Origin of the sequence: Pseudomonas sp. TWI929, from assembly GCF_039673335.1 — a bacterium.
Taxonomy (GTDB): Bacteria; Pseudomonadota; Gammaproteobacteria; order Pseudomonadales; family Pseudomonadaceae; genus Aquipseudomonas.
Map to the genome: position 1 here is coordinate 50,900 of NZ_JBDJLK010000022.1, position 24,012 is coordinate 74,911.

23 protein-coding genes are annotated in these 24,012 nt (G+C 62.4%); 11 read left to right on the top strand and 12 right to left on the bottom strand.

Annotated features, from left to right (window positions below; translation table 11 throughout):
• Positions 1–34: 34 nt before the first annotated feature.
• Together ABE456_RS12060 and ABE456_RS12065 are read right to left on the bottom strand one after the other, a co-directional pair.
• Positions 35–1,252: an MFS transporter gene (locus ABE456_RS12060; RefSeq protein ID WP_346644121.1), complete on the bottom strand. Its 1,218-nt coding sequence runs from the start codon at positions 1,250–1,252 to the stop codon at positions 35–37.
• A gap of 26 nt (positions 1,253–1,278) precedes the next feature.
• Positions 1,279–1,431, bottom strand: coding sequence for a hypothetical protein (locus tag ABE456_RS12065; RefSeq protein ID WP_346644122.1), 153 nt, complete (start codon positions 1,429–1,431; stop codon positions 1,279–1,281).
• Between the two features lie 447 nt (positions 1,432–1,878).
• Between ABE456_RS12065 and ABE456_RS12070 the strand changes: the two genes are divergently transcribed.
• On the top strand, positions 1,879–2,106 hold the full coding sequence (locus ABE456_RS12070; RefSeq protein ID WP_003260451.1) for a hypothetical protein: 228 nt from the start codon (positions 1,879–1,881) through the stop codon (positions 2,104–2,106).
• A 36-nt stretch (positions 2,107–2,142) separates the two neighbouring features.
• Here ABE456_RS12070 and ABE456_RS12075 read toward each other — a convergent pair whose 3' ends face one another.
• From ABE456_RS12075 to ABE456_RS12095, 5 genes are all read right to left on the bottom strand, one after another.
• Complete coding sequence (locus ABE456_RS12075) at positions 2,143–2,622, bottom strand: copper chaperone PCu(A)C (protein ID WP_346644123.1); 480 nt, start codon at positions 2,620–2,622, stop codon at positions 2,143–2,145.
• The gene (locus ABE456_RS12080; RefSeq protein WP_346644124.1) at positions 2,623–3,231 is read right to left on the bottom strand and encodes an SCO family protein; all 609 of its coding nucleotides are present in this window, start codon (positions 3,229–3,231) and stop codon (positions 2,623–2,625) included. It lies immediately after the preceding gene.
• A gap of 256 nt (positions 3,232–3,487) precedes the next feature.
• Positions 3,488–4,072 carry a Fe-S biogenesis protein NfuA gene (gene nfuA / locus ABE456_RS12085; RefSeq protein WP_003250416.1) on the bottom strand — a complete coding sequence of 195 codons (585 nt, stop codon included), beginning with the start codon at positions 4,070–4,072 and terminating at the stop codon, positions 3,488–3,490.
• A 57-nt stretch (positions 4,073–4,129) separates the two neighbouring features.
• Positions 4,130–5,164 carry an acyltransferase gene (locus tag ABE456_RS12090; protein WP_346644125.1) on the bottom strand — a complete coding sequence of 345 codons (1,035 nt, stop codon included), beginning with the start codon at positions 5,162–5,164 and terminating at the stop codon, positions 4,130–4,132.
• A gap of 234 nt (positions 5,165–5,398) precedes the next feature.
• Complete coding sequence (locus ABE456_RS12095) at positions 5,399–7,699, bottom strand: fatty acid cis/trans isomerase (protein WP_346644139.1); 2,301 nt, start codon at positions 7,697–7,699, stop codon at positions 5,399–5,401.
• 183 nt (positions 7,700–7,882) lie between these two features.
• On the opposite strand from ABE456_RS12095, the gene metH reads away from it, so the two are divergent.
• Both metH and ABE456_RS12105 read left to right on the top strand, forming a co-directional pair.
• Positions 7,883–11,590 (top strand): methionine synthase, encoded by a 3,708-nt coding sequence (metH, locus tag ABE456_RS12100; RefSeq protein ID WP_346644126.1) that lies wholly within the window; start codon positions 7,883–7,885, stop codon positions 11,588–11,590.
• Between the two features lie 113 nt (positions 11,591–11,703).
• Entirely contained in the window at positions 11,704–11,919 is a 216-nt protein-coding gene (locus tag ABE456_RS12105; protein WP_043201995.1) for a DUF2970 domain-containing protein, read from the top strand.
• A gap of 353 nt (positions 11,920–12,272) precedes the next feature.
• Here ABE456_RS12105 and ABE456_RS12110 read toward each other — a convergent pair whose 3' ends face one another.
• Positions 12,273–13,349 carry an ABC transporter substrate-binding protein gene (locus ABE456_RS12110; RefSeq protein ID WP_346644127.1) on the bottom strand — a complete coding sequence of 359 codons (1,077 nt, stop codon included), beginning with the start codon at positions 13,347–13,349 and terminating at the stop codon, positions 12,273–12,275.
• Positions 13,350–13,562: 213 nt separating this feature from the next.
• Between ABE456_RS12110 and ABE456_RS12115 the strand changes: the two genes are divergently transcribed.
• The 3 genes from ABE456_RS12115 (at position 13,563) to dkgB (ending at position 16,786) form a co-directional block, all read left to right on the top strand.
• Complete coding sequence (locus ABE456_RS12115) at positions 13,563–15,215, top strand: nitrite/sulfite reductase (RefSeq protein ID WP_346644128.1); 1,653 nt, start codon at positions 13,563–13,565, stop codon at positions 15,213–15,215.
• On the top strand, positions 15,199–15,693 hold the full coding sequence (locus ABE456_RS12120) for a DUF934 domain-containing protein (RefSeq protein WP_266030308.1): 495 nt from the start codon (positions 15,199–15,201) through the stop codon (positions 15,691–15,693). The genes ABE456_RS12115 and ABE456_RS12120 overlap by 17 nt, the downstream gene beginning before the upstream one ends.
• A gap of 289 nt (positions 15,694–15,982) precedes the next feature.
• Complete coding sequence (gene dkgB / locus ABE456_RS12125) at positions 15,983–16,786, top strand: 2,5-didehydrogluconate reductase DkgB (protein ID WP_346644129.1); 804 nt, start codon at positions 15,983–15,985, stop codon at positions 16,784–16,786.
• A gap of 83 nt (positions 16,787–16,869) precedes the next feature.
• On the opposite strand, the gene ABE456_RS12130 is transcribed toward dkgB, so the two are convergent.
• Entirely contained in the window at positions 16,870–17,343 is a 474-nt protein-coding gene (locus tag ABE456_RS12130; RefSeq protein ID WP_346644130.1) for a sn-glycerol-3-phosphate transporter, read from the bottom strand.
• Positions 17,344–17,548: 205 nt separating this feature from the next.
• Here ABE456_RS12130 and ABE456_RS12135 point away from each other — a divergent pair, with 205 nt between their 5' ends.
• Positions 17,549–18,013: a nuclear transport factor 2 family protein gene (locus ABE456_RS12135; RefSeq protein ID WP_346644131.1), complete on the top strand. Its 465-nt coding sequence runs from the start codon at positions 17,549–17,551 to the stop codon at positions 18,011–18,013.
• Here the strand turns inward: ABE456_RS12135 and ABE456_RS12140 are convergent, their stop codons facing one another.
• Together ABE456_RS12140 and ABE456_RS12145 are read right to left on the bottom strand one after the other, a co-directional pair.
• Positions 18,014–19,369 carry an ATP-binding protein gene (locus ABE456_RS12140; protein ID WP_346644132.1) on the bottom strand — a complete coding sequence of 452 codons (1,356 nt, stop codon included), beginning with the start codon at positions 19,367–19,369 and terminating at the stop codon, positions 18,014–18,016.
• The gene (locus ABE456_RS12145; protein WP_346644133.1) at positions 19,366–20,076 is read right to left on the bottom strand and encodes a response regulator; all 711 of its coding nucleotides are present in this window, start codon (positions 20,074–20,076) and stop codon (positions 19,366–19,368) included. The genes ABE456_RS12140 and ABE456_RS12145 overlap by 4 nt, the downstream gene beginning before the upstream one ends.
• Positions 20,077–20,243: 167 nt before the next feature.
• Here ABE456_RS12145 and ABE456_RS12150 point away from each other — a divergent pair, with 167 nt between their 5' ends.
• Together ABE456_RS12150 and ABE456_RS12155 are read left to right on the top strand one after the other, a co-directional pair.
• Positions 20,244–21,026, top strand: coding sequence for a VacJ family lipoprotein (locus tag ABE456_RS12150; protein ID WP_346644134.1), 783 nt, complete (start codon positions 20,244–20,246; stop codon positions 21,024–21,026).
• On the top strand, positions 21,016–21,249 hold the full coding sequence (locus tag ABE456_RS12155; protein WP_346644135.1) for a hypothetical protein: 234 nt from the start codon (positions 21,016–21,018) through the stop codon (positions 21,247–21,249). Before ABE456_RS12150 ends, ABE456_RS12155 begins: the two co-directional genes overlap by 11 nt.
• A gap of 46 nt (positions 21,250–21,295) precedes the next feature.
• Here the strand turns inward: ABE456_RS12155 and ABE456_RS12160 are convergent, their stop codons facing one another.
• The gene (locus ABE456_RS12160) at positions 21,296–21,583 is read right to left on the bottom strand and encodes a DUF3303 family protein (RefSeq protein ID WP_346644136.1); all 288 of its coding nucleotides are present in this window, start codon (positions 21,581–21,583) and stop codon (positions 21,296–21,298) included.
• Between the two features lie 296 nt (positions 21,584–21,879).
• Here ABE456_RS12160 and ABE456_RS12165 point away from each other — a divergent pair, with 296 nt between their 5' ends.
• Together ABE456_RS12165 and ABE456_RS12170 are read left to right on the top strand one after the other, a co-directional pair.
• Positions 21,880–23,112 (top strand): MFS transporter, encoded by a 1,233-nt coding sequence (locus tag ABE456_RS12165; protein ID WP_346644137.1) that lies wholly within the window; start codon positions 21,880–21,882, stop codon positions 23,110–23,112.
• Between the two features lie 36 nt (positions 23,113–23,148).
• Positions 23,149–23,922 (top strand): helix-turn-helix transcriptional regulator, encoded by a 774-nt coding sequence (locus ABE456_RS12170; RefSeq protein WP_346644138.1) that lies wholly within the window; start codon positions 23,149–23,151, stop codon positions 23,920–23,922.
• Positions 23,923–24,012 lie beyond the last annotated feature (90 nt).

Here is a 24,012-nt window from a genome sequence, read left to right on the forward strand (position 1 = left end):
CACACCGTCCCAAACGCCCACATCGAGCGCCACGCTACATCCGATTGTCGGTGTCATCGGCATTACCTTTCAGGTTCCAGCGCACAGGCGCGACAAACAGCATCAACGTCATCCAGATGAAGGTTGCCGGCCCCGCAAGCACAAACACCAAACTGGCAACCAGCCCTGAAACGGCATCACCAATGACGGCCGTGAAGTAGTAAAGGGAAAAGTTCCTGCCCACTTCGTGCTCATTGGACAAGCACTGGATGTTGGTCACGATAGCGATATCGACAAATGCACCGATGAAGCCGACCAGGAACAAAACCGACAGAAACAGCCAGCTGTTGAACTGCAGCGCGACTGCTGCGGCCAAAAACAATGCGCCGTATAGCAGCCAGTAACGCAGCACCAACCGTGCGCTTGTGCGCGGATTGAAGCGCGTGTAGAGCACGCCCCCCAGAACTGTGCCGGCTGCAAGCAAAGAAAATACGTAACCCACCGCTGCTTCAGATACGAAATGCTCCAGCACCGAAGCCGGAAGGATGAAGCGAATCACTGACGTGGCAAACATCGCGCAGACCGTGGTGCAACCAATAACGGCAAACAACGGCGCATTGCTGGCCCTTAGCTGGCTTACACTACGCGCCGCATCGCGGACGATGGCACGCCCATCGAAGGCCTGCCTGGCACTTTGCCTACCTGGCCCCAAGGTGGCGATGGAGATGGCCGACAGCACCAGACATGTCGCAAAAAAAAAGAACGTTGCTTCGCGAGAAAGCACTATCACGCAGACCGAAAAAACCAGCGGGCCGATAATCGAGGCAGCATCCTCGATCACCTGGACACCGCTGTTGACCGAGGCCAACTGGTCCCTTTCGACGATGTCCGGAAAGTACGCGCGAAATGTCGGCACATAGAGGCATTCGAGCGCCGTCATGACCATCGCAAGACCAACCAATATGGGTAATACCGGCGTGAACAGACCGAACAAGGCAAAGAAGGCAAGCGCCAAAAGGCCTTTGGCAGCCTCGACTGCCAACAGGGTTTTCTTTTTGTCGGCGTTATCCGCCAACCAGCCACCCAAGGGCGAAAACACGACACTTGGCAAGTAACGAAAAAAATAGGCGATGCCGATCAGAAGCAGATCAGCATCGGTGAGGGACACGATTGCCACGGCAAACGCGGCTTCGAAGGCAAATTCACCACATTTGGAAAATCCATAACCAAACGCCAGCGATCGCGTTCCGTAATTAAGATTCAGCGCTTGCATACTTCATGTTTTCCTCAGCCAGCGGCTTAGATCAACTCGTGCTCGGTGATATCTCGCCCAGGCACATCAAGCCGCTCGAAAACCAGCTCCCTGAGAATGTCCTGCTCACTTGCCGGCATCAGGTAGAACATGATGTGCTGCACCAGAGCCAGCCGAGCCGCGTCAGCCGATAGAAACATGAGCCCTCAAGCACCAGGCCTGCCTTGATCAATACATCAAGACGCCGCATCTTTCAGGTTATTGGAATTACCCTTGCATCGCTCGGGCAACTACAACCTAAGGCTCTTCCAAGGTCACACTCAACATCCAAGTTGTAACAGCACTACCCTCTTCAGGACGCTCGCACCGAGACTTAGGAACACCCCTACATGGAAGTTTATTCAGGATGGATAACCTCGACAGCGCTAACCTGCAAAACAGAGCGTTTCAGTACATCGCTTTCAAGCGCCGAATGGCATACTGCACACATCGTAACGGCATCGACATTAAACACGTTGTTTATAAGTAAGGATTTGTTGCGGCGTCTTGGATGCAGCTATTTACCGCTGCCCCGGCGCGCCCCGCAAAGGCAGCAGAGCAACGCCAACCCTCTGCTACACTGACAGGGCTGAATGGAGGATCCTGCCATGTCCGAAAGAGAGCTCACCACCCTCCTGTCGCTGATGAACCAGCGCCAGGCCTGCCTGAGCAGTGCCTGCAAGGAGATTGCCGACTGGATCGACCGGCAGGGCGATGTGCCCGCCGCCGGCAAGATCCGCGCAAGTCTCAAGGCCCTCGAGGCCGACGAAGCCCAGGTCCGCAAGACCTTGACCTCGCTGACCCTCGACAGGCCGCTGCCCAAGTTTCGCAGCTGATTGAGAAGGGCTGCAAAGCAGCCCGTTACCAAGCTATCAGTGGTTCATGTGCATGTGATCGTGCCCGCCCGCCTCGGCGTTCAGCGCACGCACTTCAGCCTGCACGTCCACGGTTTCCTTGGCACCCTTGGCATCTTCAATGGTCAGGGTCAGCGGCACTTTCTCGCCTTCTTTCACCTGGTTGTTCAGGCCCATCAGCATCACATGCAGGCTGTTCGGGTCCAGGGTCACCGCCTTGCCAGCGGGCAGCTCCACCACCTTGACTTCACGCATGCCCATCACGTCACCGTTCATGGTCATCTCGTGCACCTGCACGGTCTTGGCCACTGGCGAAGCCACGCCCACCAGCTTGCTGTCAGTGCTGGCGGTCAGGGTCATGAAGGCACCGGTAGACTGCTGGTGCGGCACGCTGGCACGCACCCAGGCATCGCTCACGGTGGTCTGGGCCAGGGCCGGCAAGGCCAGGCCCATCAGTACCAGGGCAGCCAAACCGCGTTTGATCGGTTGCATCGACATTCAGCAGATCTCCATCAGGGTGACGAGGTCTTCGGCGCATTCCTTGGCGGTCAGGGAATGGCCCAGGCTCAGGCGCAGGGTGCCACGTGTATCGTAGACGTAGCTGGTGGACGAATGGGAGACGGTATAGGTATCACCGGCCGGCACCTTCTCGTAGAACACCTTGAATTCCTTGGCCACCGCGGCGATTTCCTCGGGGGTGCCGGTCAGCGCGGTGAACGACGGGTCAAAGGCCTTGACGTAGGCATCAAGCACTTCGGGGGTGTCACGCTCCGGGTCCAAGGTGATGAGCACCACCTGGAACAGGTCGCGATCACGGCCCTTCAGCAGCTTGCGAATTTGCGCCGCCCGCGCCAGCGTGGTCGGGCACACAGCCGGGCACTGGGTGAAGCCGAAGAAGATCATCGGCATGCTGCCGTAGAAACTCGACAGGGTGCGCTCATTGCCTTGGGTGTCCTTGAGCTTGAACTTGCGCCCAAGGATTTCATTGCTCATGTTCTTGCCGTACTTGAACTCGAGCCCACGGGCCGGGCTGCAGCCCGCCAGCAGGCCAAGCCCGAGAACGCCCATCCCGGCGACAACAGCGCGCCGGGTATATAGATCATTCATGAAACCATCCTTTACAGGGAAGGTGCCGGCCCTCGGGACGGACCGGTCGAAAAACCGGGGCATTCTGGCATGACACCCTGAGGGGTTCTACCCGACCAAGGCGGGGATGGCCTGCAGCCCTTTGAATACGGGCTGCGGCCTGTTGTCGCAGGGGTTGAAACCGTAACACTTTGTTGCTAGGAGGGCGCTAACAGGCACGCACACCTTGCAGGTTGCGCGGTCGCTGTGGGAGCGGCAGACCGCGCCTGCCTCTACATCAGTAGTAGGCGTTCTCTTTCTGGCTGTGGTCGGTCACGTCACGCACGCCCTTCAGCTCTGGAATACGCTCGAGCAGGGTGCGCTCGATGCCTTCCTTCAGGGTCACGTCAGCCTGACCACAACCTTGGCAGCCACCACCGAACTGCAGCACGGCGATGCCGTCGTCGACCACGTCTACCAGGCTGACCTGGCCGCCGTGGCTGGCCAGGCCGGGGTTGATCTCGGTCTGCAGGTAATAGTTGATGCGCTCGTTGATCGGGCTGTCTTCGTTGACCATCGGCACCTTGGCGTTGGGTGCCTTGATGGTCAACTGGCCACCCATGCGGTCGGTGGCGTAGTCGACCAATGCGTCTTCCAGGAACGGCACGCTGACCGCGTCCAGGTAAGCGGTGAAGCTTTTCAGACCCACGGCGGTGTCGTCAGGCTTCTCTTCGCCCGGCTTGCAGTAGGCAATGCACGTCTCGGCGTACTGGGTGCCCGGCTGGGTAATGAAAATGCGAATGCCGATGCCAGGCGTATTCTGCTTGGAGAGCAGATCGGCCAGGTAGTCATGGGCGGCGTCGGTAATGGTTATAGCGCTCATGTAGGTTCCTCACAGACTTGCGGCAAGTGTACGCCAACCCGGCCTTGTAACAAAGTCCTAGTATTTGACTCGGGAAAGCGCATATTCCCCTGCCGGCCCCCGTGGCGCCGCCAGCCAGGCCTGCATGCGCCGGTACAGGCCGCGCTCCAGCCACTGGTAGCTGAACCACGACATTAGTCCAATGGACGGCACACATAGGGCGAACACCAGGTACGGGTTCAACTGCAGGCGCTGGCTGGCGAACCAGCCGGCGTACAGCACCAGCACATGGACCAGGTACACCGAATAGGAACAGTCGCCCAGCGCCTTGAGCAGGCGGTTGCCCTGGAACACCGGCTCCAGGGCAACGAAGGCCAGCACGATCATCGCGCTCGGTACCCCCCAGTGCAGCAAGCGCTGCGACGCATCCAGGTGATAGATGGCCAGGCCTGCCACCCCCAGCACTACTAGCGGCAGCCACCGCCCCTGGCGGATCAGCCCACGGCGCTGCAGCACACCCAGGCCGATGCCGAGCAGGAACTCGTAGATGATGTCGTTGTTGTAGAAGCGGCTCAGCACACCCAACCGGCCCAGCACTTCGCTGGCCAGCAGCAGTGCGGCGGTCACCAGCAGCAAGTGGTGGCGCTGACGCACCAGGAACGCCAGGCCAAACAGCAGGTAGAAGAACATTTCAAAGTTCAGCGTCCAGCCCACGTTCAGGGTCGGGTACAGGCCATAGCCACCGGGGTTTTCCGCCGGGATGAACAGCAGCGACAGCAGCAGGTGATGCCAGGCGAATTGCTGATGTGGCATCCACTGGCTGAAGGCCAGCAGCAGCGCGGCCATCAGCGCCGTGTAGAACCAGTAGGCCGGCACGATGCGCAGCGCCCGGTTGAGCAGGAACTGGCGGGGCTCGATGGCTTTGTCGCGGGTCGACAGGTAGATGACCAGCCCGCTGATGACGAAGAAGATGTCGACGCCTACGGCGCCGCGGTCGGTGAGCAGTTGGCCGATGGGGCCGGTGGCGTGGAAGTCGAAGAAGATCTGCATGAAATGGTGGCAGACCACCACCCAGGCGGCGAACGCCCGCAGTGCCTGAAGCGAATACAGCATGAAGTACCCTGCAGTTGCCGGTGCATTGAAGCCCGCATCGAGTGCAGAGGCGAGCGCTGCGCGCTCGTTCGCGGGTGAACCCGCTCCCGCAGGGAAAGTGCAAGCCTCAAGACCAGCGCAATACCTGTGGGAGCGGCTTCACCCGCGAAGGGCTGCAAAGCAGCCCGCTTGCAATCGATCAGGACCAACCACCGTTTCCGACCACAGGGTACTCGGAAAGGTCAGCCCACCCGATCAGAGGTTCTCGTAGCGGTTCATGTCCAGCACGCCCGCCTCGACCGGCTCGGTCTCCTTGATGAAGCTGTTCAGGTCATGGAAGTAGCGCCAGAACTCAGGGTGACTACGGCGCACGCCCCAGCGCATGACGATGCGTTCGAACTTGGCCGTATCATCCTTCGCATACTCCATGTCCTCGACAAACTCCGCCACATCCTTGGTCGGGATGTTGAAGATGAAGTTGGGGTAACTGCTGAGCACACCCGGGTACAAGGTCAGGGTATCCAGCCCCGGCTGGTAGCGGTACGCCTCACCCAGCAGGAACGCCACGTTGCTGTGCGCACGGTTGCGCAGCAGGCTGTACACCTGGCGTTGGCCGCCCTGCCCTTCGATGCGCAGCATGGTCGCCTCGGGCAGCTGGTTGATCACCTTCAGCCCGGCAGCCGGGCGCGATACCAGGCGGCTGAGCGACTGCTCGGCATTGCGGAACTCTTCGCTCATCTGCGGCCGTGAGCAGAATGCGCCATGGCAGCGGTTGATCGGGTCTGGCGCAGCGTTCAGGCTACCGGTGCGCTGCAGCAGCTTCAGGCCAAAGTCGCGCTTGGCGTTGCGCGGGTCGAGCTGGATGCCACTCGGGGTATCGGTGTCGATGTCTTCATAATCCATCCACATCTTCACCTTGCCACTGTTCTGGTACCAGTCGCTGAGGATCGCCTTGCGCTGGTCAGCCGGCATCAGGCGCAGGAAGTTGACCTCGGCGCCGTTGCGGATCAGGTCGAAGTACAGGCGCGTCTGCAACTGGTGCGAGACGTTGCCGTACACATCGAAATTGACCGCCAGCTGGTAGTAGGTGCGCTCGAACAGCGGGTAGTCGAACAGCCACACGGTCAGCGGTACGTCACCGATCAGGCCCTTGGTCACCGAGGCGCTGTCGAAGTGGCGGAAGATGCTCAGCAACGCGTTGTCGTTACCGGCCCACAAGGTGGCCCAGCCCGGTGCCGGCATGTCGGCATAGGCTTCGCGGCGCAGTTTCTCGTACTCGTTGCGCTTGTCGCGGTAGGCATGCCACAGGCTCAGCACACTGCCCACGTCATCGATCTGGCCAGGCATCGCCAGCAGCGGCGTGGCCTCGCCCCGGTACTGGGCATCGGTGATGTAGCGGTCGTGGGCCGGCTCCTGGAACAGCGCCCAGAAGTTGTCACGGATCACGTCGGTGGCGATCTGCCCACGGCACACCGGGCCACGGATGAAGGTGCGCACGAAGTACTCGGCGTTATCCAGCATGAACTGGTAGCGCGCCACCGCCGGGATCGCCTCGAAGGTTTCGAACGGGTTGGCCCGGTGGCGCGGGCCATAGCCCGGTAGCGCGGCGGCATGCCAGTCGCCAGCGTAGAACAGCTGCTTCACCCGCTTGAGTTTCTGCGGCCCCATCGGGTAGGTGATGTGCGTCTTGTGCACAATCACGCCCTGCACCGGGATCAGCCGGTAATAGAAGTCGGTCCCCGGCGGGTCGTTTGGCCGGCGCGTGGCGATGATGTCTACCGGCTGGCCACTTGGCGTACGCGAGCGCACCCACTGAAAGAAGTGGCCCTGCTCGCCACCGACAAAGTAGATATGCGCCAGGAACAGGTGCTCGTACAGCCAGCGGCCAACCAGTGCTTCGGTGGAACCCGGGCGGTTGAGCAGTTCTTCCCAGTCGGCGATCTGCTTGGCTTCGGCCGCACTTGGCTTGATCGGCTGGTACTCCACCGGCGCGCCAGCTGCCAGCCAGCGGCGCATGGTGTCGTATTCCTTGTCGGTCAACCCGGTCACCGCCAGCGGCATGCCCTCCTTGGGGTGGGCGCCAGCATAGGCGTCGAACTCATGGGGTAACGGGCACATGTTGTTGCGGCTCAGGCCCAGCACGATCTCCTCGGGCAGCTTGGCGTTGGGCGTGAGCGGGGTCTTGTGCCCCAGCTCCAGCATGCGCGCCATCAGCGCAGCCTGGCTGCCCTGGTTGTCGAGCACCGAGTAAAAGCCTTTCTTGCGCCACTCGGCTTCGCTGTGGGCATCGTAGAACAGCCGCGTGGTGGGCACCGCCTTGCTCCGCTCGCCCTGGTACACCGGGACCTTGCTGGCCCCGCGCACCGCGCCTTCGGGGCTTTCCAGCTTCAGCTGGCAGGCGGCGTCGTTGCAGGCGTGGCAAGCCACGCATTTCTCGGTGAAGATCGGTTGAATGTCCCGGGTGTAGGAAATAGCCGGGCTCGACTGGGGGGCTTGCCCGAACACCGCGCCGCTGATGAGCAGGGCGAGGGCGCCAGCAAGGATACGATGCACCATGTGCGGAAAGTCCTGGTTCTTGAAAGCCATCACGATTTGTTGCCTGGTCGTCCTTGGGTGCTCTGCGCTGCCGACGCCCGCCCAACATGAGCAGTTTTCATGCAAATGGGCGACGCACCTAAAAACCGCGCAGCTTTGTTATGATTCCGCACCTTCTGATATTTGCCCGACCAGGTAGTTCCTATGTCCGACCGCAGCGCTCGTCTCCAAGCACTCCAGAACGCACTCAAAGAGCGCATCCTGATCCTCGACGGCGGCATGGGTACTATGATCCAAAGCTACCGTCTGGAGGAACACGACTATCGTGGCACGCGTTTCGCCGATTGGCCAAGCGATGTCAAGGGTAACAACGACCTGTTGCTGCTCAGCCGCCCGGACGTGATCGCCGCCATCGAGAAGGCCTATCTGGATGCCGGTGCCGATATTCTCGAAACCAACACCTTCAACGCCACGCAGATTTCCCAGGCCGACTACGGCATGGAGTCGCTGGTCTACGAGCTGAACGTCGAAGGCGCGCGCATCGCCCGCCAGGTGGCCGACGCCAAGACCCTGGAAACCCCACACAAGCCGCGCTTCGTCGCCGGCGTGCTCGGCCCTACCAGCCGCACCTGCTCGATTTCCCCGGACGTCAACGACCCTGGCTACCGCAACGTCACCTTCGACGAACTGGTAGAGAACTACATCGAGGCCACCCGCGGCCTGATCGAAGGCGGCGCCGACCTCATCCTGATCGAGACCATCTTCGACACCCTCAACGCCAAGGCGGCGATCTTTGCCGTGCAGCAGGTGTTCGAGGACGACAACGTCGAACTGCCGATCATGATTTCCGGCACCATCACCGACGCCTCCGGCCGTACCCTGTCGGGCCAGACCACCGAGGCATTCTGGAACTCGGTGCGCCACGCCAAGCCGATTTCCGTGGGCCTGAACTGCGCCCTCGGCGCCAAAGACCTGCGCCCGTACCTGGAAGAGCTGGCGACCAAGGCCGACACCCACGTGTCCGCCCACCCCAACGCCGGCCTGCCGAACGCCTTTGGTGAGTACGACGAAACCCCGGCCGAGATGGCCGTGGTGGTCGAAGAGTTTGCCGCCAGCGGCTTCCTCAACATCATCGGCGGTTGCTGCGGTACCACCCCGGGCCACATCCAGGCCATCGCCGAAGCCGTGGCCAAGTACAAGCCGCGCGAAATCCCGGAAATCGCCAAGGCTTGCCGCCTGTCGGGCCTGGAACCGTTCACCATCGACCGCCAGTCGCTGTTCGTCAACGTCGGCGAGCGTACCAACATCACAGGTTCCGCCAAGTTCGCCCGGCTGATCCGTGAAGAGAACTACACCGAAGCCCTGGAAGTCGCCCTGCAGCAGGTCGAGGCCGGCGCCCAGGTGATCGACATCAACATGGACGAAGGGATGCTCGATTCCCAGGCTGCCATGGTCCGTTTCCTCAACCTGATTGCCGGTGAGCCAGACATCTCGCGCGTGCCGATCATGATCGACTCGTCCAAATGGGAAGTGATCGAAGCCGGCCTGAAGTGCATCCAGGGCAAGGGCATCGTCAACTCCATTTCCATGAAGGAAGGCGTCGAGCAGTTCAAGCACCACGCCCGCCTGTGCAAGCGCTATGGCGCCGCCGTGGTGGTAATGGCCTTCGACGAGGTCGGCCAGGCCGACACCGCCGCGCGCAAGAAGGAAATCTGCCAGCGCAGCTACGACATCCTGGTCAACGAAGTGGGCTTCCCGCCGGAAGACATCATCTTCGACCCGAACATCTTCGCCGTCGCCACCGGTATCGAGGAGCACAACAACTACGCCGTCGATTTCATCGAGGCCTGTGCCTACATCCGTGACCACCTGCCCCACGCCCTGAGTTCAGGCGGTGTGTCCAACGTGTCGTTCTCGTTCCGCGGCAACAACCCGGTACGCGAGGCGATCCACTCGGTGTTCCTGTACCACGCGATCCAGAACGGCCTGACCATGGGTATCGTCAACGCCGGCCAACTGGAGATCTACGACGAGATCCCGGCGGCACTGCGCGAGAAGGTCGAGGACGTGGTGCTCAACCGCACCCCGCACGGCACCGACGCCCTGCTGGCAATCGCCGACGACTACCGCGGCGGCGGCGCCACCAAGGAAGTGGAAAACGAAGAGTGGCGCTCGCTGCCGGTGGAAAAACGCCTGGAGCATGCGCTGGTCAAAGGCATCACCGCGTTCATCGTCGAAGACACTGAAGAATGCCGCCAGCAGTGCGCCCGCCCGATCGAGGTGATCGAAGGCCCGCTGATGAACGGCATGAACGTGGTCGGTGACCTGTTCGGCGCGGGCAAGATGTTCCTGCCCCAGGTGGTCAAGTCAGCCCGCGTGATGAAGCAGGCGGTGGCCCACCTGATCCCGTTCATCGAAGCAGAGAAAGGCGACAAGCCGGAAGCCAAGGGCAAGATCCTGATGGCCACGGTAAAAGGCGACGTACACGACATCGGCAAGAACATCGTCGGCGTGGTGCTGGGCTGTAACGGCTACGACATCGTCGACCTTGGCGTGATGGTACCGGCCGAGAAGATCCTGCAAACCGCCCGCGAGCAGAAGTGCGACATCATCGGCCTGTCCGGGCTGATTACGCCGTCGCTGGACGAAATGGTCCACGTTGCCCGCGAAATGCAGCGCCAGGGCTTCCAGCTACCGCTGATGATTGGCGGCGCCACCACGTCCAAGGCTCACACTGCGGTGAAGATCGAGCCGAAGTACAGCAACGACGCCGTGGTCTATGTCACCGACGCCTCGCGTGCGGTGGGCGTGGCCACCCAGCTGCTGTCCAAGGAACTCAAGCCGGGCTTCGTCGAGAAGACCCGCCAGGAATACGTGGAAGTGCGCGAGCGCACCGCCAACCGCAGCGCCCGCACCGAGCGCCTGAGCTACGCCCAGGCCATCGCTGCCAAGCCGCAATACGACTGGGCCGGCTACCAGCCAGCGGTGCCCTCCTTCACCGGCGTCAAGGTGCTGGAAGACATCGATCTGCGCACCCTGGCCGAGTACATCGACTGGACCCCGTTCTTCATCTCCTGGGACCTGGCCGGCAAGTTCCCGCGCATCCTCACCGACGAAGTGGTCGGTGAGGCAGCCACGGCGCTGTACAAGGACGCCCGCGAGATGCTCGACAAGCTGATCGACGAGAAACTGATCAGCGCCCGCGCGGTGTTCGGCTTCTGGCCGGCCAACCAGGTGGCCGATGACGATATCGAGGTGTACGGCGACGACGGCCAGGCGCTGGCTACCCTGCACCACCTGCGCCAGCAGACCATCAAGCCAGACGGCAAGCCCAACTGGTCGCTGGCCGACTTCGTCGCGCCAAAAGCCAGCGGCGTCACCGACTATGTGGGTGGTTTCATCACCACCGCCGGTATCGGTGCCGAGGAAGTGGCCAAGGCCTACCAGGACAAGGGCGACGACTACAGCTCGATCATGGTCAAGGCCCTGGCCGACCGCCTGGCCGAAGCCTGTGCCGAATGGCTGCACGAGCAGGTGCGTAAAGAGCACTGGGGTTACGCCCGCGACGAGCACCTGGACAACGAGGCGCTGATCAAGGAGCAGTACCGCGGCATCCGCCCGGCCCCGGGCTACCCGGCCTGCCCCGACCACACCGAGAAGGAAACCCTGTTCCGCCTGCTTGATGGCACGGCCATCGGCGAGACCGGGCCAAGCGGCGTGTTCCTCACCGACCACTTCGCGATGTTCCCGGCGGCGGCAGTCAGCGGCTGGTACTTCGCCCACCCGCAGGCGCAGTACTTTGCCGTGGGCAAGGTCGACAAGGACCAGGTAGAGCGTTACAGCGCGCGCAAAGGCCAGGACATCAGCGTGAGTGAGCGCTGGTTGGCGCCTAACCTGGGTTACGACAGCTAAAACCGCGTCGGCTTCTTCGCGGCGGTTCGGCGCCGCGAAGAGGCCGGCACAGGCAACCTCACAACCATTGCCTACACTGTCCCTGATTGCCTCTGATTATTTCAGGAGCCACCATGGACGATTCCAGCCAGGGCAAACCCCCGACCTTCTGGCAGATGCTGCACAGCATCCTCGCCGCCGCCTTTGGCGTGCAAAGTGGCAAGAACCGCGCCCGCGACTTTACCCACGGCAAGGCCAGCCACTTCATTGCGCTGGGGACGTTGTTCACCCTGGTGTTCATAGCCGTACTGATCGGCCTGGTGCAGCTGGCCCTGCACCTTACCCGCTAGCCTGTACCGGCCCTTTCGCGGGCAAGCCCGCTCCTACACAGAACCCTTGTTGGTGGGGGCTTGCCCGCGAAGAGGCCAGCACAGGCAAAACAAAAGCGCCTGCAGGATTCCCTCCCGCAGGCGCTCTGGCTGCATCACGGTCTTGAGTTTCAAGTCACTGGTGGCTGACCCAATACACAGCGGTCACTACAACCAGAACGATCAGGCACAGAATCGCCCAGGCATCGACACTGCTGTCAGCTTTGCGGACCTTGGTTGAGTTTCCCATTGCATTGCCTCTTGTAGTGGTTATGGGAATGCACTTCACCACCAGCAGTTAAGACGAGCAAAGCCCTTCTCTCAAGCAGGGTCTTTCAATATTCGACCGGCGACGTCAGAAACGGGTACTGGTAGCCGGGCGGCCGCCCTTGGGCGCTGTAACGCTGAAAATCGACACCATAGTCGGCCTGTTCCAGCAGTTTCAGCCAACGTCGGGCCTTGGCTTGGTCGATCGACTGCAGCATCGGCAAGCTGTGCTCGCGCAAACCATCGCGGTTCAGCGCCAGCCCTTGGGCGTCATCGTGCAGCATGACCATGGCCCAACCGCCAAGGGCGAAGTGCCCACCCATCAGCACGCCCAGGCGGCCGTCAATACGCGCGCGCAAGGCTTCGGGCGAGCTGTTCACAGCGCTGAACACCACATCGCGCCCCGGCTTGCGCCCGGCCTCCTCGAACGCCTGCATGGCACCAAAGGCCATCTCGTCATTGGCCGACCACACCAGCCGGGTGGCCGGGTAGCGCTCCAGCAGCTGCTGCGCCTGCTCATAGGCGCGCCGGCGGTTCCAGCCACCGTACACCACTTGGCGCAGGCGCACCTGAGGGAAGTCAGCCAGGGCTTGGCGCATGCCTTTCTCACGCAGCTGCGAGGCTGGCGTGGTCTTGACCCCGGCAAACGCCACCAAGTCCACCGGCCCGCTGTCGCGGGGCAATTGCGCGACCATCTGGTGCAGCATCTGGAAGCCTGCCTGCTCGTCATTCGTCGTCAAGGTGCCCAGCGGCTCGGCATACTTGTCGGGCTGCGCCTCGATACTGCGAACCTGGCTGGCGGTCAGGCCATTGTTGACCAGCAACAGCTTGACCCCGGTGCCACGCGTCAGGCGCATGATTTCCGGGGCCACATACTGTTCGTTGACCAGCACCAGGTAATCCGGCCGCTGCGCCGCGCTCAGGATCGCCCTGGCGCGGGCCAGGGCCAGGTCGGCACGGCGCTCGCTGTATTCCACCCGCAAGGTCATGCCCAGCTCGTCCGCGGCGGCCTGCATGAAGCGGGTATAGCTGGTCCAGAACGTCTCGTTGGACAGCCCCGGATTGAGGAACACCACCGAAGCCGGCTGCGCGCTTGCCGCCAGCGGCAAGGCAAGACACAAGCTTTGGCACAACGCCTTGAACATGGGCTGACATCTCTGCAAAGCAAACGGCGGATTATAACCGCCAGGCCGTACCCAGCGCATAAATGGCAGTCAGTCTCACATAGTCCATTTGGTTCTTTTCATATGCAAAAACATCACTTTAGCGCATAAACGCAACCTGCTATCGTTCCCCCGCTCCGTACCGGAGTGCGCGGCCGTGCGCGCGAATAGCTGCATGCCTGAGACAGGACTTTTATGTACGTATACGACGAGTACGATCAGCGGATCATCGAGGACCGCGTCAAGCAGTTCCGTGATCAGACCCGCCGCTACCTGGCCGGTGAGCTGAGCGAAGAAGAATTCCGCCCTCTGCGCCTGCAGAACGGCCTATACATCCAACGTTTCGCGCCGATGCTGCGTGTCGCCGTGCCGTACGGCCAGCTGAACGCCAACCAGGTCCGCACCCTGGCCAAGATCGCTCGCGACTACGACAAGGGCTACGCCCACATTTCCACCCGCCAGAACGTGCAGTACAACTGGCCGGCACTGGAAGACATCCCAGACATCCTCGCCGAGCTGGCCAGCGTGCAGATGCACGCGATCCAGACCAGCGGCAACTGCCTGCGCAACACCACCACCGACCAGTTCGCCGGTGTGGCCGCAGACGAGATCATCGACCCGCGCCCGTGGTGCGAGATCGTCCGCCAGTGGACCACCTTCCACCCGGAATTCGCCTACCTGCCGCGCAAGTTCAAGATTGCCATCAACGGCTCGCAGGAAGACCGCGCCGCCATCGAAGTGCACGATATCGGCCTGGAGCCAGTGCGCAACGACGCTGGCGAGCTGGGCTTCCGTGTGCTGGTTGGTGGCGGCCTGGGCCGTACCCCGGTGGTCGGCTCGTTCATCAACGAGTTCCTGCCGTGGCAGGACCTGATCAGCTACCTGGATGCCATCCTGCGCGTGTACAACCGTTACGGTCGCCGTGACAACAAGTACAAGGCGCGGATCAAGATCCTGGTCAAGGCCCTTACCCCAGAAGTGTTCGCCGAAAAGGTCGAGGCCGAAATGGTCCACCTGCGTGGCGGCAGCACCACCCTGACCGAGGCCGAAGTGCAGCGTGTCTCGCGCCACTTCGTCGACCCGGAGTACCTGGCCCTCGACAATGTCGACTACGCCGCCCAGGACGCCGAGTACCCAGGCTTCGCCCGCTGGCGCTCGCGTAACACCCGCGCCCACAAGCGCCCTGGCTACGTGGCCGTGACCCTGTCGCTGAAACCCACCGGCGTTGCCCCGGGCGACCTGACCGACAAGCAGCTGGACGCCGTGGCCGACCTGGCCGAGCGTTACAGCTTCGGCTTCCTGCGCACCTCGCACGAGCAGAACATCATCCTCGCCGACGTCGAGCAGCGCCAGTTGCACGCCCTGTGGCTGGAACTGCGCGAAGGCGGCTTTGCCACCCCGAACATCGGCCTGCTGACCGACATCATCTGCTGCCCGGGTGGTGACTACTGCTCGCTGGCCAACGCCAAGTCGATCCCGATTGCCGAATCCATCCAGCGCCGCTTCGACGACCTGGACTACCTGTTCGACATCGGCGAAATCGACCTGAACATCTCCGGCTGCATGAACGCCTGCGGCCACCACCACGTGGGCCACATCGGCATTCTCGGCGTGGACAAGAAGGGCGAGGAGTTCTACCAGGTGTCGCTGGGCGGCAACGCCGCGCGCGGCGCAAGCCTGGGCAAGATCCTCGGCCCGTCCTTTGCCCAGGATGACATGGCCGATGTGATCGAGAAGCTGATCGCCGTGTACGTCGAGCAACGTACCGAGGAAGAGCGTTTCATCGACACCTACCAGCGTATCGGTATCGACCCCTTCAAGGAACGCGTCTATGCAGCGAATCATTAAGAACAACCAGATCGTCGACGAAACCTGGCACCTGCTGCCCAAGGACTTTTCGTTCGACGAGCTGACCAACTGCGACGACTACATCGTCCCGCTGCAGATGTGGCGCGACCACGCCCATGTGCTCAAGGCCCGCGATGGCGGCCTGGGCGTGTGGCTGGACAGCGACCAGGAAGCGGAAGAAATCGGCGAAGACGTGCAGCACTTCCAGGTCATCGCCCTGAACTTCCCGGCCTTCACTGACGGGCGCAGCTACTCCAATGCGCGCCTGCTGCGTGACCGCTACGGCTTCAAGGGCGAGCTGCGTGCCATTGGTGACGTGCTGCGCGACCAGCTGTTCTTCATGGCCCGTTGCGGTTTCGATGCGTTCGCCATCCGTGCCGACAAGGACCCGGAAGACGCGCTGCAAAGCCTGAAGGACTTCTCGGTCACCTACCAGGCCGCAACCGACGAGCCGCTGCCGCTGTTCCGCCGCCGCTGACCGTTGCCTGCAATACCAGACGGCCCGCCTATATGGCGGGCCGTTTCGTTTTCCTGTATCGGCCTCATAGCGGGGTTACCCGCGCAGAGGCCGGCACAGGACAAAAACGATATTAAATCAACACAGACACAACACACTCGCCAATTCTTGACTGTGAAGCAAATGACCTTGGCCCTACCCCACCTTAATCAATCCCCCGCAAACCCGCACACTGCTCCCCACACGAAGAGCGATCGAACCCGAGCGACTAGGCTCAGATCGGTCCCCCTCACTCACCAGGAGCAGATCCATGAGCATTCCATCCTTCGGCCTCGGTACCTTCCGCCTCACCGGCCAGGCCGTCATCGATTCGGTCAAGTCGGCCCTGGCGCTGGGCTACCGGGTCATCGACACCGCGCAGATCTACAACAACGAAGCTGAAGTTGGCCAGGCCATCGCCGAAAGCGGCGTACCTCGCAGCGAGCTGTTCATCACCACCAAGATCTGGGTCGACAACTACGCCGCCGACAAGCTGGTCCCCAGCCTGCGCGAAAGCCTGAAGAAACTGCGCACCGACTACGTCGACCTGCTGCTGATCCACTGGCCAGCCCCGGGCAATGGCGTTGAACTGCGTGAATACATGACCGCCCTGGCCGAAGCCAAGAAGCTGGGCCTTAGCCGCCAGATCGGTGTGTCCAACTTCAACATCGAGCTGACCCGCCAGGCCATCGAAGTGGTCGGCAAAGGCGAAATCGCCACCAACCAGATCGAACTCAGCCCGTACCTGCAGAACAGCAAGCTGGCCGCCTTCCTCAAGGAACAAGGCATCACCGTTACCTCGTACATGACCCTGGCCTACGGCAAGGTGCTGAAAGACCCGCTACTGGCCGAGATCGCTGCCAAGCACAAGGCCACCGTCGCCCAGGTGGCCCTGGCCTGGGCCCTGCAGCTTGGCTACGCGGTGATCCCGTCGTCGACCAAGCGCGAAAACCTGGCCAGCAACCTGCTTGCCCGTGACCTGAAGCTGGACGCCGACGACATGGCACGCATCGCCGGCCTTGAGCGCAATGGCCGCGAAGTCAGCCCGGACGGCCTGGCGCCTGAGTGGGACTGAAGCACTGGCCACGTGCATCCCTGTGGGCACGCCCGCTCCCACAGGGATCGCACATGCCGGCGATGTAGCCATCAGCGCAAATCTCAGAACCGCACCCCCACGTTGACCATCCCCGCCGCGCCCCCAAGCACCACGAACTCTACCCCAAGCGGCCCCCAGTGCGCGCCAAGCGATGGGATGATCACCGGCGCCACGCCCAGATGGTTGAGCGGAATCTTGTCATCGTAGTCACCCTTGTAGCCCTCGATCAGCCCCGCACTCAACTTCACGTAAACGGGATAACGCTCGTGCTCCCAGACCTTGCCCAGGTAGGCATAGTACGAACGTTGGTAGAACGAGTTCTTGAAGGTTGCCGCGCCCCACAACATGCCGTCGGTGTAGACGCGCTCGATGCCGACCAGTTCCTGGTGGTTGTTGTGCTCCGGATCGTGTGTCCAGTGCTTGGTGTAGGCGCTGGTCTGCACGTACCAGTAGTCCCCTTCACGCTCGCCATCCTCGGCGTTTGCAGCCAGACTCACAACCAGCAGCCCGATTGCTGCAAATGACGTCCTGTTCATGCTCGATGCCTCAAGGGTCAACTCACAGACCCTAGCCAAGCTGCGCAGATCCCGCCAATGCGATGACTCCAGGGAGGAACGATGCCGATACGCCGTTTTCAGCATTGCACCGCGCGAAATTATGAAGTCCCCGGGCCGGGCATTCTCCTCGTGGTGTTGAAGTACTACGCTCCTTCGTACCCCTCATCTCCTTGGGAGTACCCCGATGCCCCGCCCTCCGCTTCCCCCTTTCACCCGCGAAAGCGCCATCGAAAAGGTTCGCCTGGCCGAGGATGGCTGGAACGGCCGCGACCCGGCCAAAGTCGCGCTCGCCTACACCCCCGACACTGTCTGGCGTAACCGCGTCGAATTCCCCCGTGGCCGTGCCGAGGTCGAAGCGTTCCTCACACGCAAATGGAACCATGAGCTTGAGTACCGCCTGATCAAGGAACTGTGGGCCTTCACCGGCAACCGCATTGCCGTGCGCTATGCCTACGAGTACCACGACGACAGCGGCCAGTGGTACCGCGCCTATGGCAACGAGAACTGGGAATTTGCCGATGACGGGCTGATGCAGAACCGTCATTCGAGCATCAACGAACACCCCATCAGCGAAGCCGAGCGCAAGTTCCGCTGGCCGCTGGGGCGCCGCCCGGATGATCACCCCGGGCTCAGCGAGCTGGGGCTCTGATCAACCCAACGGCAGCGTAACCCTGGCTTGCAACCCGCCACCCGGGCGGTTGCCCAGGGTCAAGCTGCCGCCCTGCTCCAGCACGATGGCCCGTGCTGCCGGCAGGCCCAACCCGACGCCACCGGTATTGCGGTTGCGTGAGCCTTCAATACGGTAAAACGGCGCAAATACCTGCTCAAGCAGTTCTGGCAAGATGCCCGGCCCACGGTCCTGTACGGTTATCTCGATCTGCCTGGCGGTTACCGCCAACACCACCGTCGGCTCACGGCCATATTTCGCGGCATTGTCGATCAAGTTGACCAGCACCCGCCTGATACCCACTGGCCGGCCGGTATACACACAGTGGTGCGGCCCGCTCAGGCCAACCTCGACCCCCGCATCCTTGAAGTCGTCCACCACAGTCAGCAGCAACTCGCCCAGGTCGAACACGGTAGTTTGTTCAAGCCGTGCATCGTCACGGAAAAACCCCAACGCAGCGTCGACCATGGCCTGCATCTCGTCGACATCCTTGAACAACTTGGCCTGTAGCTGAGCATCGTCGATGAACTCGGCGCGCAAGCGCATACGCGTGAGCGGTGCGCGCAGGTCGTGGGAAATTGCCGCCAGCATCTGGGTGCGGTCGTTGATAAAATGCTTGAGCTGGGCCTGGGTGGCGTTGAACGCGAGAATGGCCTGGCGCAGGTCGTGCGGGCCGACCACCGGAATGGGCGGGGCGTTGAAGTCCTTGCCAAACCGCCGCGCACCCTCGGCAAAACGCTCCAGCGGCTTGGCCAGGAAGCGGGTAGCCAATAGCGCGACAGCAAGGCTGGAAACCAGCATCAAACCGATGAAGATCAGGTTGCGCGGCAATTCATCCAGGCCCCAACTGCGGTTGGTGGCGCGGAACAGCACCCAGGTTTTGTCTGCCAGCTCGATCATCAGGGCATAGCCACGTTCAGGGGCGTATTCGGGCATGTCGGAAGGTTGGAAAGCCTGGATCCTGGCATCCGGGCGCTTGAGCAGTGCGCGCAGGACAGGCGTGCCCTTGCGGTACTCGGCATCGACCAACACGGGTACGCCCGCTTCGTCATGGCGCCGCAACCATTGCACGGTGTATGAGCCGTCACCTGCCGCGCTGGCGATGTTGGCCCGCTGCGCCATGGGTGCGGCATCCAGGATGCGGGTAATCGCGGCTACCCTCTCGATCAGCCCGCTTTCGAGCAGGGGTGGCTGCGCCCAGACGCTCAGCAGCAGGCTGAACAGCACTTTTAGCAGCATCAGAAAAAGCATCGCGGTCAGGGTGGTCAGCGCGATCCAGCGGGCAATGGTGATTTTTGGCTGCGGCAGGGCCCGGTGCACCCAGGCGAGCAGGTTCATCGCTTCTCAACCGTGGGTGTAAACAGGTAACCGGCGTTGCGCAGGGTACGGATCAGGGGTTCGCTGTGATTGTCGGTTTCCAGCTTGCGGCGCAGCCGGCTAACCTGTACGTCAATGCTTCGATCATAAGCGTCGTAGCCGTCGCCACGGGCCAAGTCCAGCAATTGCTGGCGGCTGAGCACCCGCCGCGGGTGTTCGGCAAACACCAGCAACAATTCGAACTCACCGTTGGACAAGGGGATCATGACATTGTCCGGCGAGCGCAGTTCGCGCCGCACCACATCCAGCTGCCAGCCGGCAAACTCCAGGGCCGCACAGGTATGGCCCACCGCGCCGCCCGCCGTTTCACCGGCCCTGCGCAGCACAGCCCTCACCCGTGCCAGCAGTTCACGGGCAGCAAACGGTTTGGTCAGGTAGTCGTCCGCCCCCAGCTCCAGGCCCACCACCCGGTCACTCAACTCGGCCATGGCGGTGAGCATGATCACCGCCACCTTGTGCTCGGCCAATAGCCGCTGGCACAACACCAAACCATTGTCGCCGGGCAACATCACATCAAGTATGACCAAATCTGGCACTCGCCGCGCAAGGGCCTGCCAAAGCGCTTTGCCATCACTGGCCACCTCTACTTCGTAACCATGCTGGCGGAGAAACTTCTGCAGCAGGTCGAGTACCTCGACATCATCGTCGACTATCAGCAAATGGCTCACAAAAAAACACCGCAACCAAGGTAATCAAGCTGTACTTTAAGGCCATCCCCTGGCGGTCGTCATATATTTCAAACCAGTAACAAAGTGTCGGCGCCGAGACAATCCAGACATTCCCAGGCAAACAAAACTGCGCAGCATCGCCGCCAGTTCTTCCCTGGAATGTGCCTATGTCCCGTTCATCGTCCGCCTCCCGTTCAGTGCGCTCTGCCGCACTGGTACTGTCACTGCTCGCGGCAGGAGGTTGCAGCCAACGCGCCCCAGCCTCTGCTGCCTGCGGTAACACCGCCTATCAAGTCAGTGACCCGGCGGAGCCCGCCAACCGCGCGGTATTCGCCTTCAACCGCACGGTCGACGACTACCTGCTGATACCGGTCGCCCGTGGCTATACCAAGCTGCCGGACTTTGCCCAACAAGGGGTACACAACTTTGCCAGCAACTTCGGTGAGCCCAAGGTGTTCGTCAATGACCTGCTGCAAGGCAACGGCGAACGAGCGGCGACCAGCCTGACGCGCTTCATCTTCAATACCACCCTGGGCGTGGCAGGGCTGGTCGATGTGTCCGGAAAAATGGGGCTGAGCCAACACCGGTCGGACTTCGGCCAGACCTTCGGGGTATGGAACATGGCCGACGGCCCCATCGTCGAACTGCCGTTGCTGGGTAGCCACAACCTGCGCGATGCCACCGGCACGGTTCTGGGCCTGGCGCTGGACCCGTTTGGAGGCAACAGCGATACCGTCGAAACCCTGGGCAACGTAGCCACGGCCGGAGGCTTCGTGGACGGCCGGGCCGAAGCACTGCCACTGACCGACTTGCTGCGCACCTGGCCCGATGAGTACGTGGCGCGGCGTGACTACACCGCACAGCGGCGCAGCAACCGGGTGGCAGAAGGCAAGGCCGGCAAGCCTGGTGCCTGGCAAGTAGATTGTGAAGGGGGCGCCCGTGACCAATGATGCCCAAACTGCCGTGCTGCTGTTCAGGCGCCTGGAAGGCGCCGCCCGGCAACCGCTGTTGCTGCACGAACTGGAAGCTCGGGTTTCTGCCGATGGCCGTAGCCTGGTCCTGAGCCGCTATCGCGAACGGTTTACCGCCGAGGGCAAACCCTACCGGCACGAGGCTCACCGCAGCGTACCGATTGCCGCGCTACTGCGCTGGATGGCCCGGCACGGGCAATGATGCGAAAAGGGGCCGGGCATTGACCGGCCCCTTCGTCCCCTTCGAATCAGGCGGCTTTGTTATTGAGCGCCGCAAGCAACAGCGGCGCGGCCTGTTCGTCGACCATTGCCGGGTAAACGTGCATGTGCATCAGGTCACTCCATTCCAGGCTCCATTGCAGCACCGGGTCCAGCCGGTCGCTTTCGGCCACGGCAAAGCCCAGCAACTGCCCCACAGCGTACCAGCGGCCGTGGAGTTTCACGTCTGCAGGGGGCGCGCCGCCGGTCTTGGCGAAGCGCGCCAGCACAGCGTTGCGGTTTTCCGGGGTGATGGTCCAGTGAATGATGAACAACATGAGGCACCTCCCAGTTGCGCTCGGCACCTGTTAGCAGCGCCCACCCGCGGGGTGCCGGGGCCGGGAGTGAACGCCTGGGTACAGGACTGCTCCTACTGCGCCAGGCCTCGGCCGGAACGAATGCTCCCTGTTTAGGCATAGCAGGGTTTCGGCCACCGGGGCGGCAATACTGCCCACCGGGCATGAATGCCCGAAACGCGACAGTGGCTGCCTGTTTGGCGTGAGACAGGCATACCGGGCACTGGCTACCCTCGTTCGGCAATGCCTTGCTCCCTTTTGCCAGAAGAAGATCGCCCATGACGACCCCCGCTGCCTCACTGGTTGCCACGCCGCCTGCCGAACAACCCCAGGGTTTCCTGGTCCGCATCGTCGGCGCCGCCGCGTTCGCACACCTGCTCAACGACCTGATCCAGGCCGTGCTGCCGTCGATCTACCCGATGCTCAAGAGCGATTTCGCCCTGAGCTTTGCCCAGATCGGCTGGATAGCCCTGGTCTACCAGGTTACCGCGTCCCTGCTGCAACCCTGGGTCGGCCTGTACACCGACAAGCACCCGCAACCCTACCTGCTGCCAGCCGGCATGCTGGTGACCCTGGTGGGCATCGCCCTGCTCGCCTTCGCCAGCAGCTATGAAATGCTGCTGGTGGCCGCCGCCGTGGTCGGCGTGGGTTCGGCAACCTTCCACCCCGAAGCCTCGCGGGTAGCCCGGATGGCCTCCGGCGGGCGCTTTGGCACCGCACAATCAACCTTCCAGGTCGGCGGCAACACCGGCTCGGCGCTCGGCCCGCTGTTGACCGCCGCCATCGTCATACCCCACGGCCAGCCGGCCATTGCCTGGTTCATGCTGGCGGCCGCGCTGGCCGTATTGGTGCTGTTGCGGGTCACCGGCTGGAGCGTGCGCCATGGCCAAGCCCGGCTCAAGTCCTTCGCCGGCCAGCAAGCCCCCGGGCTGTCGGGCGGCGCCATGTGGCGCGCGGTGGCGGTCATTGCCGTGCTGATGTTCGCCAAGTTCGTCTACATCGCCTCGTTCAGCAATTACTTTACCTTCTACCTGATCGAGCACTTTGGCCTGAGCGTGCAGCACAGCCAGTTGTACCTGTTCGTGTTCCTCGCGGCCGTGGCGCTGGGCACCTTCGCCGGTGGCCCGGTGGGTGACCGTATCGGGCGCAAGGCGGTGATCTGGGTCTCGTTCCTTGGTGTAGCGCCCTTCGCCCTTGCCCTGCCCCACGCCAACCTGGCCTGGACGGCAGTACTTGCCGTGGCCATTGGCCTGGTAATGTCCTCGGCTTTCGCCGCGCTGGTGGTATATGCCCAAGAGGCGGTGCCGGGCCGGGTCGGCATGGTCTCGGGGGTGATGTTCGGGCTGATGTTCGGCATCAGCGGCATTGGTGCAGCCGGGCTGGGCGAGCTGGCCGACCGGTATGGCATCGAGTGGGTGTACCAGGCCATCGCCTTCTTGCCGCTGCTGGGGCTGGCCACCGCGCTGTTGCCGGCAACCCGCGGCCAAGCTCGCCCCAGCCGCTGCTGTTAAAGTGGGCCTGCCAGGCTGCCTGCACACGAGGTCAACATGCTAAAGCCGCAGCATGAATTGCTGGTGGAAGTGGATGAATGGAGCTGGGAGGTGGGTAGCCGCGCGACGGACTACCCGACCGACTGGTTTATCGAACCCCACCGCCATGCCAAGCATCAGCTGATCTATGCCATCAAAGGCCTGATGATCGTCGAGTCCGCGAACGAACGCTGGACCGTGCCGCCCAGCCGTGGCATCTGGATGCCCTGCGGCCAGGTGCATGCGATCCGCTGCGTGGGTGAAGTGAAGATGCGCAGTGTGTTTGTGCGCACCGATGCAGCGGCGGGCCTGCCCCTGCAGAGCAAGGCCATCAGCATCTCGCCGTTGCTCAGTGAGTTGATCAAGGCCTCAGTGGGCTTTACCGCGCCGTTTGCCGAAGACTCGCGTGAAGCCCGGGTGATGCGCTTGATCCTCGACGAAATCTGCGTGCTGCCAACCTTGCCGCTGAAGCTGTCGCAGCCCAGCGACAAGCGCCTGCAGGCGATCTGCTCGGCGCTGCACGAGCGGCCTGACGACAACGCCACCGTGGCCGACTGGGGCCTGCAGCTGGGGGTGGACGAAAAGACCATCCAGCGGCTGTTCCGCAAGGAAACCGGCATGACCTTTGGCCAGTGGCGCCAGCAGGCACGGCTGATGCAGGCGCTGGAGCGGATTGCCCTGGGCGAGCGGATCATCGATGTGGCGGGGACGCTGGGGTATGACAGCCCGAGCGCCTTCGCCAGCATGTTCAAGCGCCAGTTCGGCACCACGCCCAGTCAGTTCTTCAAATAACCTGAAAAACACGCTTTGCCTGTGCCGGCCTCATCGCGGCAAAAGCAGCGAAGAGGCCCGTACAAGCATCAACTACAGTGCAGGGTTAGC